At 41.6% G+C, this 11,833-nt stretch carries 15 protein-coding genes; 5 read left to right on the top strand and 10 right to left on the bottom strand.

All coding sequences use genetic code 11. The features are described from left to right. Positions 1–6 precede the first annotated feature (6 nt). On the top strand, positions 7–2,091 hold the full coding sequence (gene recG, locus N475_RS00930; protein ID WP_063364534.1) for an ATP-dependent DNA helicase RecG: 2,085 nt from the start codon (positions 7–9) through the stop codon (positions 2,089–2,091). Positions 2,092–2,102: 11 nt separating this feature from the next. Here the strand turns inward: recG and N475_RS00935 are convergent, their stop codons facing one another. Next, on the bottom strand, positions 2,103–2,498 hold the full coding sequence (locus N475_RS00935) for a VOC family protein (RefSeq protein ID WP_063364535.1): 396 nt from the start codon (positions 2,496–2,498) through the stop codon (positions 2,103–2,105). Positions 2,499–2,514: 16 nt separating this feature from the next. Here N475_RS00935 and N475_RS00940 point away from each other — a divergent pair, with 16 nt between their 5' ends. Beyond that, positions 2,515–2,784 carry a ribbon-helix-helix domain-containing protein gene (locus tag N475_RS00940; RefSeq protein ID WP_063364536.1) on the top strand — a complete coding sequence of 90 codons (270 nt, stop codon included), beginning with the start codon at positions 2,515–2,517 and terminating at the stop codon, positions 2,782–2,784. Between the two features lie 125 nt (positions 2,785–2,909). After that, a complete protein-coding gene (locus N475_RS00945; RefSeq protein WP_063356689.1) occupies positions 2,910–3,587 on the top strand; it encodes a site-specific integrase in 678 nt (225 codons plus the stop codon). 55 nt (positions 3,588–3,642) lie between these two features. Here N475_RS00945 and galU read toward each other — a convergent pair whose 3' ends face one another. From galU to rplU, 7 genes are all read right to left on the bottom strand, one after another. Then, positions 3,643–4,518, bottom strand: coding sequence for a UTP--glucose-1-phosphate uridylyltransferase GalU (gene galU / locus N475_RS00950; protein ID WP_063356690.1), 876 nt, complete (start codon positions 4,516–4,518; stop codon positions 3,643–3,645). Between the two features lie 148 nt (positions 4,519–4,666). After that, positions 4,667–5,023: a ribosome hibernation-promoting factor, HPF/YfiA family gene (gene hpf / locus N475_RS00955; RefSeq protein ID WP_063356691.1), complete on the bottom strand. Its 357-nt coding sequence runs from the start codon at positions 5,021–5,023 to the stop codon at positions 4,667–4,669. A gap of 271 nt (positions 5,024–5,294) precedes the next feature. Further along, positions 5,295–5,636 carry a DUF3718 domain-containing protein gene (locus tag N475_RS00960; RefSeq protein ID WP_405127469.1) on the bottom strand — a complete coding sequence of 114 codons (342 nt, stop codon included), beginning with the start codon at positions 5,634–5,636 and terminating at the stop codon, positions 5,295–5,297. A gap of 111 nt (positions 5,637–5,747) precedes the next feature. Next, positions 5,748–6,239 carry a type 3 dihydrofolate reductase gene (gene folA / locus N475_RS00965; protein WP_063364538.1) on the bottom strand — a complete coding sequence of 164 codons (492 nt, stop codon included), beginning with the start codon at positions 6,237–6,239 and terminating at the stop codon, positions 5,748–5,750. Positions 6,240–6,290: 51 nt separating this feature from the next. Beyond that, on the bottom strand, positions 6,291–7,439 hold the full coding sequence (cgtA, locus tag N475_RS00970) for an Obg family GTPase CgtA (protein ID WP_063356694.1): 1,149 nt from the start codon (positions 7,437–7,439) through the stop codon (positions 6,291–6,293). Between the two features lie 128 nt (positions 7,440–7,567). Beyond that, positions 7,568–7,825, bottom strand: a complete 258-nt coding sequence (gene rpmA, locus N475_RS00975; RefSeq protein WP_023399740.1) for a 50S ribosomal protein L27 — start codon at positions 7,823–7,825, stop codon at positions 7,568–7,570. 19 nt (positions 7,826–7,844) lie between these two features. Then, positions 7,845–8,156, bottom strand: a complete 312-nt coding sequence (gene rplU, locus N475_RS00980) for a 50S ribosomal protein L21 (protein WP_023399739.1) — start codon at positions 8,154–8,156, stop codon at positions 7,845–7,847. 381 nt (positions 8,157–8,537) lie between these two features. Here rplU and ispB point away from each other — a divergent pair, with 381 nt between their 5' ends. Next, positions 8,538–9,512: an octaprenyl diphosphate synthase gene (gene ispB / locus N475_RS00985; RefSeq protein WP_063356807.1), complete on the top strand. Its 975-nt coding sequence runs from the start codon at positions 8,538–8,540 to the stop codon at positions 9,510–9,512. A gap of 36 nt (positions 9,513–9,548) precedes the next feature. Here the strand turns inward: ispB and N475_RS00990 are convergent, their stop codons facing one another. Both N475_RS00990 and mutY read right to left on the bottom strand, forming a co-directional pair. After that, entirely contained in the window at positions 9,549–9,821 is a 273-nt protein-coding gene (locus N475_RS00990) for an oxidative damage protection protein (RefSeq protein ID WP_046356858.1), read from the bottom strand. A 37-nt stretch (positions 9,822–9,858) separates the two neighbouring features. Then, a complete protein-coding gene (mutY, locus tag N475_RS00995) occupies positions 9,859–10,917 on the bottom strand; it encodes an A/G-specific adenine glycosylase (RefSeq protein ID WP_063364539.1) in 1,059 nt (352 codons plus the stop codon). Positions 10,918–11,043: 126 nt separating this feature from the next. On the opposite strand from mutY, the gene trmB reads away from it, so the two are divergent. After that, entirely contained in the window at positions 11,044–11,769 is a 726-nt protein-coding gene (gene trmB / locus N475_RS01000; RefSeq protein WP_063356808.1) for a tRNA (guanosine(46)-N7)-methyltransferase TrmB, read from the top strand. Positions 11,770–11,833: the final 64 nt, after the last annotated feature.

Genomic DNA, 11,833 nt, shown 5'->3' on the forward strand with positions numbered 1-11,833 from the left:
AATACTATGCCTAGCCCTAATTTAGCACAATATGCAATTACCGACTTAAAAGGCGTTGGCCCCAAAGCCGCAGAACGCCTTGCTAAATTAGGGATCTCGAATGTTCAAGAAATGCTATTTCACTTACCTTTAAGGTACGAGGACAGAGCAAAAACTTATTCAATCGCGACGTTAATGCCCCATATGCATGTATCTGCTCAGGGTGAGATAGAGCAAGCAAATATCACATTTGGCAAACGCAAAATGTTGGTGTGTCAAATTAATGATGGTACTGGTCGCTTAACTCTACGCTTTTTTAACTTTTCAGCTGCACAAAAAAATGCGATGCAACCAGGAAAGTTCATGCGTTGCTTTGGGGAGGTACGTCGAGGTCGAGTCGGCCCAGAAATGGCACATCCGGAATACAGTATCGTAGATACCATGGAAGAAAGTAGTTCTGAGTCAGAATCACTGACTCCGGTATATCCAACAACTGAAGGACTTAAGCAACTCAGTATCCGCGCCATCGCAGAGCAAGCTGTTGAGTTACTCAGAAAATACGATATTGAAGATCATTTGCCAAAACAATACAGACCGAATCAATTAAGCCTCAAAGACGCATTACTCTTGCTGCATAGCCCACCTCAAAATGTAAACTTAACGCAGTTAGAAACAGGTCAACACCCTGCACAACAACGGCTCGCGTTCGAGGAGTTACTGGCACAAAACTTGAGCTTGTTAAAACTGAGGCAAAAGAGCCAGGCTGTTAATGCGGTGTCATTGCCTCCGACTAACTCATTAGAGCCAGAGTTTCTTGCACAATTACCCTTTAAACCCACTAATGCACAAAGCCGTGTTGTCAGTGAGATAAAACAAGATCTGCAAAAGTCAGAACCAATGCTCCGTTTGGTGCAAGGGGATGTTGGCTCAGGTAAAACGCTCGTCGCCGCTTTAAGTGCTTTGACAGCGATAGCCAAAGGTTATCAGGTCGCGCTTATGGCACCCACGGAAATTCTCTCAGAGCAACATGCCCTCAACTTTAAAAGTTGGTTTACTCAATTGGGTGTAGAAACATGTTGGCTGGGTGGAAAGACCAAAGGCAAAGAGCGTACTCAAACACTTGAGAAGATAGCTAATGGCCAAGCGCAAATGATCGTTGGCACACATGCTTTGTTTCAAGAACAAGTGGTTTTCTCGAACCTTGCTCTTATCATCATCGATGAACAACACCGTTTTGGTGTGCATCAGCGCTTATCTTTGCGAGAAAAAGGTAAATTTGGTGATTGTTATCCACACCAGCTGGTTATGACGGCAACGCCAATTCCTCGTACACTCGCGATGACGGCATATGCTGATTTGGAAACCTCTATTATTGATGAGCTCCCGCCAGGTAGAACTCCAATTACCACGGTAGCAGTACCCGATACTAGGCGAGAGCAAGTGATTAAGCGTGTTGAGAACGCATGTCTTGAGCAGCAACGACAGGTTTATTGGGTATGTACGCTAATTGATGAATCGGAAGCTCTACAGTGCCAAGCCGCCGAAGATACTGCCCAGCAGTTAGCAAAGCAACTTCCAGATCTCAAAGTAGCCCTTGTACATGGCAGAATGAAAGCCCAAGAAAAGCAACAAATAATGGCTGACTTCAAGGCTGGTTTATACCATGTTTTAGTCGCAACGACTGTTATTGAAGTGGGAGTTGATGTACCCAATGCGAGTTTAATCATTATCGAGAACCCTGAACGATTGGGCCTTGCTCAATTGCATCAGTTACGTGGTCGCGTCGGACGAGGTGATATCGCATCACATTGTCTTTTGCTCTACCATGCGCCCCTCTCAAACACTGCCCAAAAGCGTCTGGGCGTTTTGCGCGACAGCAATGACGGGTTTGTAATTGCTGAAAAAGATCTCGAAATCAGGGGACCTGGAGAAGTGCTCGGCACCAAGCAAACTGGTCTTGTCGACCTCAAAATAGCGGATCTGACAAGGGACAAGCATATGTTGCCAAGCGTAAGAGGACTTGCATTTGATTTACTCAAACACCACAGTGCAAGTGTTGATCCGCTTATTTTAAGGTGGATGGGTAACCGTAGTGAATTTGCTATGGCATAGCACTGTATTGTCTAGCTGAATATGCTATTACGCTCTATTACTTCTATTTGGTAGCCGTCTGGATCAGTTATAAAAAAGAACTTAGCGATAAACTGCTCCTGATTGTAAAACTCTTTAATGTCTTTTGGTGCCAACCCTAATTGCTTTGCTTTACGCCAAATTTTATCTAATTCATCCACACAAAATGCTAAGTGACCGTACCCATTGCCAAGATCATATGATTCGTTCTGTGTATAATTGTGTGTCAACTCGAGCTCAAACTCACTGTGACTATTGCCTAAATACGTTAACGAAAACTGCTCAAATTCGATTTGACGTTTCACCTTCAAATCGAATAAATCATGATAGAATTGCAAAGAACGCGCTAAGTCCTTTACACGGATCATTGAGTGCAGCATTTTTGCCATAAGGAACCCCTCAGTTATGTGTGAACTTTACGCCTCACAAAACCCCGATTTATACCGCGTAAGTAAAAAATCAATTCGGATACAAGGGGTTGTTACTAGTTTGGCGCTTGAAAATAAAATCTGGCAAGTGCTGGAGCAAATAGCAGAGCAAGAAAATTTATCGGTTCCCCAGTTTATTTCTACACTCTATCAAGAGTCAGTCGAACGTCATGGGGCCGTGGATAACTTAGCTTCTCTTCTGCGCATATCCTGCCTAACCTATTTGCTCAATTCTACAAAACCCTAGCGCTAATGTGGTAGTAACCAACTACTACATACGGCGGTTAGCAATTTATAGTAACAAAGCTTTATCAATCTCTTTAAAACTTATAGACTAGTCTATTAATTCTTTGAAAGTTATAGCACTTGTCCATGAAATCTCATTTTGGTAGACGCGCCTTCACCCATATGGAGCTATATAGTTTATTTAACGGCTACATATATGGCGATGAGAAGCTAAAGCGAGAACAGCCCAAACATTGGCACTTTTGGCTACCGCTCCTTGCATACTATACAGGTGCATACAGTGACGAACTTGGTAATTTAACACTCACTGATATCAAAAAAATCGAATTAACCCATACCTTCAATTTCGCCACCAATGGCAAAATTCAGCCCCGCTTTGTTCCAATTCACACGGCTCTTTGGCATGCAGGATTGGAAGACTATATTCAATATGTCAAAAATCAGGGCCATGAGCGGTTATTATTTGATCTTCCTTCTAAGTCGGGAAGATATAGCGAAAAAGTCAGAATTTGGTTTTCAGGCGAAGGAAAACGTTTAGGCTATCTGCAGCGTTGCGGTTTACCTAATGTAGATCAGCAAGGGTTAAAAACAGCAATTAGCAGTTTGCGATTGAATTTTGAACAGCAAGTTTATATTTCTGCCATCCAGTCTGGACAGCGATCTGCAATGAGTTATTTACTTGGATTGAAAGAAGATGGTCAAGTGGTCAGTAAACCAGCCTATGACACACTACAAAAAGTTATTATGCCTTTGAGAGTCATCAACACAAAAGTAAGTTGGCAGAGGTTTTTGGAGCGCCACTAAATGGTGCTGCCATTATGGGCAACTGACAAACATTGTAGTTGCCCCAAACACATACTTATAAAGACTTTACGTATGCAGTAAACTCTTTACCTAGATTTTCATCTTTCATTGCATACTGTACGATGGCTTTCAGATAACCCATCTTATCTCCGCAATCATGCGCAATACCGCTCATATGGAAAGCTTCAACGGTTTCTTTCTCCATTAACATATCAATGGCATCTGTAAGCTGTATCTCACCGCCAGCGCCGATTGGAGTTTTCTTTAAAAGAGACCAAATTTTACCTGATAGAACATAGCGCCCTACAACAGCAAGGTTAGAAGGTGCTTCATCTTGTTTTGGCTTCTCAACCATAGATTTGATAGGTGTGCTGTGACCAGGAGAGAGTTCAACACCATTGATATCTGCGATCCCGTACTTACTCACCTCTTCAACTGGCACAGGTTCTAGCATAATTTGGCTACTGCCATTTTCTTGGAACCTTTTTACCATTGCAGCTAAATTTTCTGTAGCTTGATCAGCGCTATATTCATCTAGTACTACATCTGGTAATACAACAACAAAATCGTCATCACCAACAATTGGCTTCGCGCATAATACGGCATGGCCAAGACCTTTTGCTTCACCTTGACGAACATGCATAATGGTCACATCTTCTGGACAAATACTTCTGATTTCATCCAATAGAGTTCTTTTTACACGTTTCTCTAACGTCGCTTCAAGCTCAAAGCTTGTATCAAAATGGTTTTCAATTGCATTCTTTGAAGAGTGAGTCACAAGCACAATTTCTTTCAAACCCGCAGATACACACTCTTTAACGATGTACTGGATAAGTGGTTTGTCTACAATTGGTAGCATTTCTTTTGGTATTGCCTTCGTCGCAGGCAACATGCGAGTTCCTAAGCCCGCAACAGGGATCACTGCTTTCATATATGTTCGCTGTAAAATTTTGATAGTTTTGGAAATCTAATGCGTGATTTTATCTTACAAATGAATGTATTGAAATAAATAACCACTGTCGACGCGTTAGAGTGAGAACATCTAATGATAAAGGGGTCATTGTAGACCCCTTTTTATATTAATTTAAATTCATCTCTTGAATAATTTCGTGCGCAATTGGCGGTGTAGTACTGACCGGCTTTTCATGTTTGTTTGCCTTTAGCTGGCCTTTTCTGTGTTTAAGTGAAGCATCTAATTTTTTTGCGGCGCTTGCAATTGCGGGATACATGACATCATCGTCACCTTTTACCGAAATTCTTGATCCCGCATAATTTGTACTAATTTCCGTATAAAACTTTTTATGCTCTTTGCTAATGATGATATCTAGAGATAACAACGAAGGAAAGTGATTTGCAATCTTTGCAAACTTTTCATGTACGTGTTGTTTAACTGCATCCGTCATGTCAACGTGATGACCAGAAAGATTAATCTTCATAGGATCTTCCTTTTTTTATTTACCCTATAGATAAGTATTGGAGCAACTAATCCAATTCTCAAGGGGGAAATTAAGAAAATTGTCATTACGCTGTTATAAAGTTGATTTATGTCAGATTTAAAACGTATTTAAACTCACATTCACTTGCTATTCAGGGCTCACAACTAGGACACGTATATTTTAGTTAGCGGCTGGTTAGTAAATTCTATATTCAAAGGTCCAAAATGCAAAAAAGCTCCACTTAGGGAGCTTTTTTCAAAAGTGCTAGATTTTACAATCCTGCGCGCTTTTTAATTTCAGCGATTAATGGTGAACCGCCATGGCCATTGCTTTCAGCCCAAGCGATATCCGCGCCGTCAGCCAGTGCACTCTTTGGCAGGCCTTTAACAATTAGCTTGCCCGTTTCAACTGCATTGCTTGCAATTGCGTGGCGTAGCATGTTGTTTCCATTACATTCGATTGCATTAAAAACATTACGAATTTTAACACGTGAGCTCTTAAGCGCTTTACGAACACGCCCTTTATCATCTACAGCGATGTACTCACATAAAGTTACTGCAAGCTGGTCGTTTGCTTTAGTTTCAAAACTTAAAGAAAACGCGCCCAATCCCATACTAACACTTAACAAAACAGGTACAAATTTCATTGCCAATTCACCTAGCACTTTTTTATTACATAAGGACAAACACTATTGTAGCAACCCATACAATTGTTAGCAACAAAGTCATAATCCTTTATGCAAAGTTACGAACTTATAATTATACTGATTGCGCTCATCAGGCATGTGAGATTCACTCTCAACTTCGACCCAGCTCCCCACTTCAGTATGATCTGGAAACCTAGTATCGCCACCCACTTCTACATCAATATAAGTAAGATAAAGCCTATTACATAAGGGTAGAAACTGTTCGTAAATATTTCCACCACCTATTACCATTACTTCGTCTATTTTATCCACCATAGCCAAAGCTGCTTCTGTAGATGATGCGACTTCTATACCTTCGGCTGTATATTCAGCATTTCTTGTTATGACGATATTTCTTCTTCCAGGTAAAGGGCGACCGATAGATTCGAACGTTTTACGACCCATAATGACGGGCTTGCCCATAGTGACCCTTTTGAAGTGCTGAAGATCGGCTGGTAAGTGCCATGGCATTTTATTGTCTTCGCCAATCACTCTATCCTTTGCCATAGCCGCAATCATTGATATAACCACAATTTACTCCAATCATAATATTGTATTAAAAAAGGGCCCATAGGCCCCTTATTAGCGTTCGTAGATAACCTCTACGTCATAATCATCTTCATCCCAATCATCCCAGTCATCTTGGCTATCTTGGGTTGCTTGGCGGTGATACGTATCCCATTTGAATTCAACTTCTTCTTGCTGGTCTTCTTCAAACTTATCTCTTGGTAGAGTATCCAACAAGCCTTGAATATCGTAGCAAAGCTGCTGAGTATTAAACTTATTCGCAGCTGAAATTCGGTAAACCTGCGCTGCGTCAAGTTCTTGAGCGATGCGTTCACACACTTCCTCTAGCTCGTCTTCAGCTAGTAGGTCAATCTTGTTAAGGACTAACCAACGAGGCTTTTCCGCAAGCTTTGGACTGTACTGATGAAGTTCATTGATAATTGCAAATGCGTTATCTACAGGGTCCGTTCCATCAATTGGCATCACATCAACAACATGTAACAGCACTCGGCATCGTTCTAAATGCTTTAAAAAGCGAATACCTAGTCCAGCACCATCAGATGCGCCTTCAATAAGCCCTGGAATATCAGCAATAACAAATGATTTGTTTGCTTCAGGTCTAACAACACCAAGGTTAGGAACTAAGGTAGTAAATGGGTAGTCTGCTACTTTTGGTTTAGCGGCTGATACACTGCGAATAAATGTTGATTTCCCTGCGTTAGGCAAACCAAGCAAACCAACGTCTGCCAATAACATCAATTCAAGCTTTAGATTTCTCACCTCACCAGGTGTACCTAAAGTTTTTTGTCTCGGCGCTCGGTTTGTACTCGATTTAAAGCGCGTATTGCCTAGTCCGTGATAACCGCCTTTTGCGACTAATAACTTTTGCCCATGGCGTGTTAAATCCCCCAGACTTTCTTGTGTATCAACATCAGTTACACGGGTACCTACAGGGACTTTAAGCACTAAATCAGTACCTTTTTTACCTGTACAATTTCGGCCTTGGCCATTAGTACCGCGCTCAGCACGATGGAAACGTTCAAATTGATAATCAATCAGAGTATTTAAGTTTTCATCAGCTTCTAGAAATACGCTACCGCCGTCGCCACCGTCTCCACCATCTGGACCACCATCTGGGACAAACTTCTCTCGACGGAATGAAACTACACCGCTTCCTCCATCTCCGGCTTCAGCACGGATCTCTACTTCATCGACAAACTTCATGGTTACTCTCTTACTGGATTGGAACAGCAACAGCTATTATAGCAAGGTACGCTTAGCTGCTGATCAATAATATGTTGCTATAAAAACAAAAAACCCCGCCTAAGCGGGGTTTTTAGATTCTTTACCGATTACTCAGCAACGATGCTAACGTATTTACGGTTTAAAGGACCTTTTGTTTCAAAAACAACTTTACCATCTGCTTTTGCAAAGATAGTGTGGTCTTTACCGATACCTGCGTTAGAACCTGCGTGGAACTTAGTACCACGTTGACGAACAAGGATGTTACCCGCTAATACTGATTCACCACCGAAACGCTTAACACCTAGGCGTTTACTTTCTGAATCACGACCGTTACGAGTACTACCAGCTGCCTTCTTATGTGCCATCTTTCTGTACCTCTAAAAATTAAGCGCTAATGCCAGTGATTTTAACTTCAGTGAACCACTGACGGTGGCCCATCTGCTTACGAGAATGCTTACGACGTCTGAACTTAACAATCTTAATTTTCTCGCCACGACCGTGAGAAACAACCTCAGCTGTCACTTTACCGCCATTTACGAATGGTGCACCGATCTCGATCTTTTCACCATCAGCAACTAGAAGTACTGAATCAAATTCAATTGATGCACCAGTCTCAACGTCTAATTTCTCTAGACGAATTGTTTGACCTTCAGTCACACGGTGCTGTTTACCACCACTTTGGAAAACCGCGTACATAACTTAACTCCGTTGTGCGCCCTCAAATCGACGCAACTTAATATTCTTCAATAGGGCGCGAAGTTTACGCTAATGTCGCAACACACGCAATACCCTAAAGACAAAATAATGAATAAAAATTGGCTTGTTTGAGAGCATTAATTCATTTTCGCCTATTCTAGCTAAAAAGTTCGTTTTACCAAACTGTTTTTTGTTCATAAAACTAACTTAATGTGTCTATTGACAAAATTGTTTTTTACCTTCCTTCATCACAACCTAGTTTACTAATTAGTCGAAAAGTGACTTTTTTTAGCCACGTTACGCATAAAATTCGAGTAAGGCTAAATTTTAATGTACAATCTGCGGCGTTTATCTCTAATTGAGGCTTTAGCACGGTATACTATGGATATTAAGGCTATCCAATCATTGATTGAGCAGGATATGCTCTCTGTGAATCAACTTATTTTTGAGCAAATGCAATCTGATGTTGCATTAGTAAACCAATTGGGTCTTTACATTGTTAACAGTGGTGGAAAAAGAGTTCGGCCAATGTTGACATTACTTGCTGCTAAAGCGTTAGAAGCTGAGCAACAAAACAAGCACATCACTTTGGCTACTATCATTGAGTTTATCCACACAGCAACATTGCTGCACGATGATGTAGTTGATGAGTCTAATTTGAGACGTGGTGAACCTACAGCAAATGCAGAGTTTGGCAACGCCGCCAGTGTGTTAGTCGGTGATTTTATTTACACACGTTCTTTCCAACTAATGGTTGGCCTCAATAATATGGAAGTTATGCAGATATTAGCCGATGCCACTAATATCATCGCAGAAGGCGAAGTATTGCAATTGATGAACTGTAATGACCCCGATACAACAGAAGAAAGTTACATGCAGGTGATTTACAGTAAGACAGCAAAACTGTTTGAAGCGGCCACTTTATTACCTGCGGTTGTTTCCAACCAGTCTGAAACTGTCAAAGAAGCCTTAAAATTATACGGAATGCACTTAGGCACAGCATTTCAGCTTGTTGATGATGTATTGGATTACAGTGCCAATGCCGAATTGCTGGGCAAAAACATAGGTGATGACTTAGCTGAAGGTAAACCAACACTGCCGCTAATTTATGCTATGAAATCAGGCTCTGAGCAACAGGTAGCTCAAATCCGCTCAGCAATCGAGTCTGGAAATGGCATTGATCATCTCACCGAGATTTTAGCGACGCTAGAAGAAACACAAGCCTTAAAACAAACTATGGAAAAGGCGCAAAGAGAGTCAGAGAAAGCGATTGCTCAGCTAGAATGCCTAACTGATTCGCAATACAAAGATGCACTGATTGCTCTCGCTAAGCTCTCTGTCGATAGAGAGTATTAAGAACACCTAAAAAAAGCTGCCGAGGCAGCTTTTTTATTATTTTTCTGGCGGTCTGTAGCCTTCAATTTCAACTTCTTTATTTTCAAACAAGAAACCAACCATCTGCTCTTCTAGCAACTGCCTATGATCTGGGTCCATCATGTTTAAATGCTTTTCGTTAATCAGCATAGTTTGCTTGTGCTGCCACTGCTGCCATGCCTCTTTTGAAATATTGTTGAATATGCGCTCGCCTACTTCACCAGGATAAAGCTGAAAGTCCAATCCTGGCGCTTCTTTATTTAGTTTCTGACAAAAAACCGTACGTGCCATTTTATCACCTATATTCTGTCTATTTAATGGAACAAGTTTACCCTATCGCTCTTAATACTTTAACTAACTTTTTAGTTGGTGCTGCTAATCCGACTTCTGGTGGCTGATTAATGTCGTACCAAAGCAACTGATTATCATGAACGCAATCTGGTATCTCCTTTAAATCAAGACACACTGGGTGAATTGTGAGTTCAAAATGCGTAAATATGTGAACAAATGACTCAAGAGTTCTAGTTTTGGTTGGCAGCCCTTGCTGTACTATAAATGCCTCTAACTCAGCTAAGTCTGCAAACTCAAAAAAGCCAAACAAGCCACCCCATATACCGCTACTTGGGCGTTTTTCCATTAAGACCTTATCATCAGCTTTGATCATTAGATGATATGCACTTTTTTTAGGTTTTTCTTTTTTCGGCTTTGAGTTTGGAAAAGCCTTAACCACATTATTTTTGTGCGCCAGACACTTCTCCACTAATGGACAAGGCTCACATTGAAACTTAGATCGAGAACAGAGACTAGCCCCCAAGTCCATCATCGCCTGATTAAACTCACGAACGTTACCCGACGGCGTTACGGTATTTGTTAGATCCCAAAGGTGGTTTTCTACTTTTTTGACCCCATACCACCCTTCAACCATAAAAAACCGCGCTAGAACTCGCTTTACGTTGCCATCTAAAATAGGATGATGCTGGCCAAGAGCAAGAGATAAGATGGCGCCTGCGGTGGAGCGCCCAACCCCTGGAAGATCCACAACCTCTTCAAATGTCTCTGGAAAGTTGCCGGCATATTTGTCACGAATCAATTTTGCAGCTTTGTGTAAGTTTCTTGCTCTGGCGTAATACCCTAACCCAGTCCAGTGGTGTAGTACTTCATCTTCTTCTGCATTTGCTAAATCAATCACAGTCGGAAAACGAGACATAAAACGCTCAAAGTAAGGTATCACAGTCACAACCTGTGTTTGCTGAAGCATAACCTCAGAAACCCAAACTTTGTAAGGTGTCTTATCTATTTGCCATGGCAAGGTTTTTCTGCCATGGAGGTGGTACCAATCTACAACTTGTGTTGCAAACCAGTTTGCATCTTGACGGTCAATAGGCATCTTTATTCTCAATATTCTTGCTTCAAGCCGCCAGTGTAAGAAGCTTTTTAAAAACGTCAAGCTCTTGTACTTATCGACGCGAACAGGGATAATGTGCGCCCAATTTTTACACCGCAGATGATGACAATGAACGAATCGAGTAAACAAGCCCTAGAGCAGGCTGAGCAAGAAGGTAAATATATCCGTAAAGTGCGCAGCTTTGTAAAACGTGAAGGTCGCCTGACTAAAGGCCAAGCGGCAGCGCTTGAAAAGTGTTGGCCAACACTTGGACTTGAGCATAGCCAAGGCTTACTCAATTTCAATGAAGTTTTCGGCAACGACAACGATGTTGTTGTAGAAATTGGCTTTGGTATGGGTAAGTCTCTAGTAGAAATGGCCAAGAATAATCCTCAACAGAATTTCATTGGTATTGAAGTGCATCGCCCCGGTGTTGGCGCTTGTTTAATGGAAGCTGACGAGCAAGGTATTTCTAATCTTCGTGTATTTGAGCATGATGCTGTTGAAGTGCTAGCTGATTGTATCGCCGATAGCAGTCTTAGTAAGCTACAACTGTTTTTCCCTGACCCATGGCATAAAAAGCGTCACCATAAACGTCGTATCGTGCAACCAGACTTTGTACAAAAAATTCGAGCTAAGTTGAAAGTTGGCGGCGTATTTCATATGGCTACTGACTGGGAAAATTACGCGGAGCACATGCTAGAAGTGATGCAACAAGCAGAAGGGTACAGTAACCAATCTGAGAATAATGACTACGTACCTAGACCAGATTTCAGACCATTGACCAAGTTTGAGCAACGCGGCCATCGACTCGGGCATGGCGTTTGGGATCTTATGTTTGAGCGTACTGCTTAAATGCTCAAGTGGGGCCTGATTTGGCCCCAAATCACTTTTTTTCAGTTTCAAAATTAGTTATTTG

The organism is Pseudoalteromonas luteoviolacea DSM 6061, from assembly GCF_001625655.1.
Classification (GTDB): Bacteria; Pseudomonadota; Gammaproteobacteria; order Enterobacterales; family Alteromonadaceae; genus Pseudoalteromonas; species Pseudoalteromonas luteoviolacea.

Excerpts from the sequence above, each read along its gene's own strand:
- cgtA (WP_063356694.1), bottom strand. The coding sequence starts at position 7,439 with ATGAAGTTTGTCGATGAAGTAGAGATCCGTGCTGAAGCCGGAGATGGA.
- recG (WP_063364534.1), top strand. The coding sequence starts at position 7 with ATGCCTAGCCCTAATTTAGCACAATATGCAATTACCGACTTAAAAGGC.
- N475_RS00940 (WP_063364536.1), top strand. The coding sequence starts at position 2,515 with ATGTGTGAACTTTACGCCTCACAAAACCCCGATTTATACCGCGTAAGT.
- N475_RS00960 (WP_405127469.1), bottom strand. The coding sequence starts at position 5,636 with ATGGGATTGGGCGCGTTTTCTTTAAGTTTTGAAACTAAAGCAAACGAC.
- rpmA (WP_023399740.1), bottom strand. The coding sequence starts at position 7,825 with ATGGCACATAAGAAGGCAGCTGGTAGTACTCGTAACGGTCGTGATTCA.
- mutY (WP_063364539.1), bottom strand. The coding sequence starts at position 10,917 with ATGCCTATTGACCGTCAAGATGCAAACTGGTTTGCAACACAAGTTGTA.
- hpf (WP_063356691.1), bottom strand. The coding sequence starts at position 5,023 with ATGAAGATTAATCTTTCTGGTCATCACGTTGACATGACGGATGCAGTT.
- N475_RS00935 (WP_063364535.1), bottom strand. The coding sequence starts at position 2,498 with ATGGCAAAAATGCTGCACTCAATGATCCGTGTAAAGGACTTAGCGCGT.
- N475_RS00945 (WP_063356689.1), top strand. The coding sequence starts at position 2,910 with ATGAAATCTCATTTTGGTAGACGCGCCTTCACCCATATGGAGCTATAT.
- galU (WP_063356690.1), bottom strand. The coding sequence starts at position 4,518 with ATGAAAGCAGTGATCCCTGTTGCGGGCTTAGGAACTCGCATGTTGCCT.
- ispB (WP_063356807.1), top strand. The coding sequence starts at position 8,538 with ATGGATATTAAGGCTATCCAATCATTGATTGAGCAGGATATGCTCTCT.
- trmB (WP_063356808.1), top strand. The coding sequence starts at position 11,044 with ATGAACGAATCGAGTAAACAAGCCCTAGAGCAGGCTGAGCAAGAAGGT.
- N475_RS00990 (WP_046356858.1), bottom strand. The coding sequence starts at position 9,821 with ATGGCACGTACGGTTTTTTGTCAGAAACTAAATAAAGAAGCGCCAGGA.
- rplU (WP_023399739.1), bottom strand. The coding sequence starts at position 8,156 with ATGTACGCGGTTTTCCAAAGTGGTGGTAAACAGCACCGTGTGACTGAA.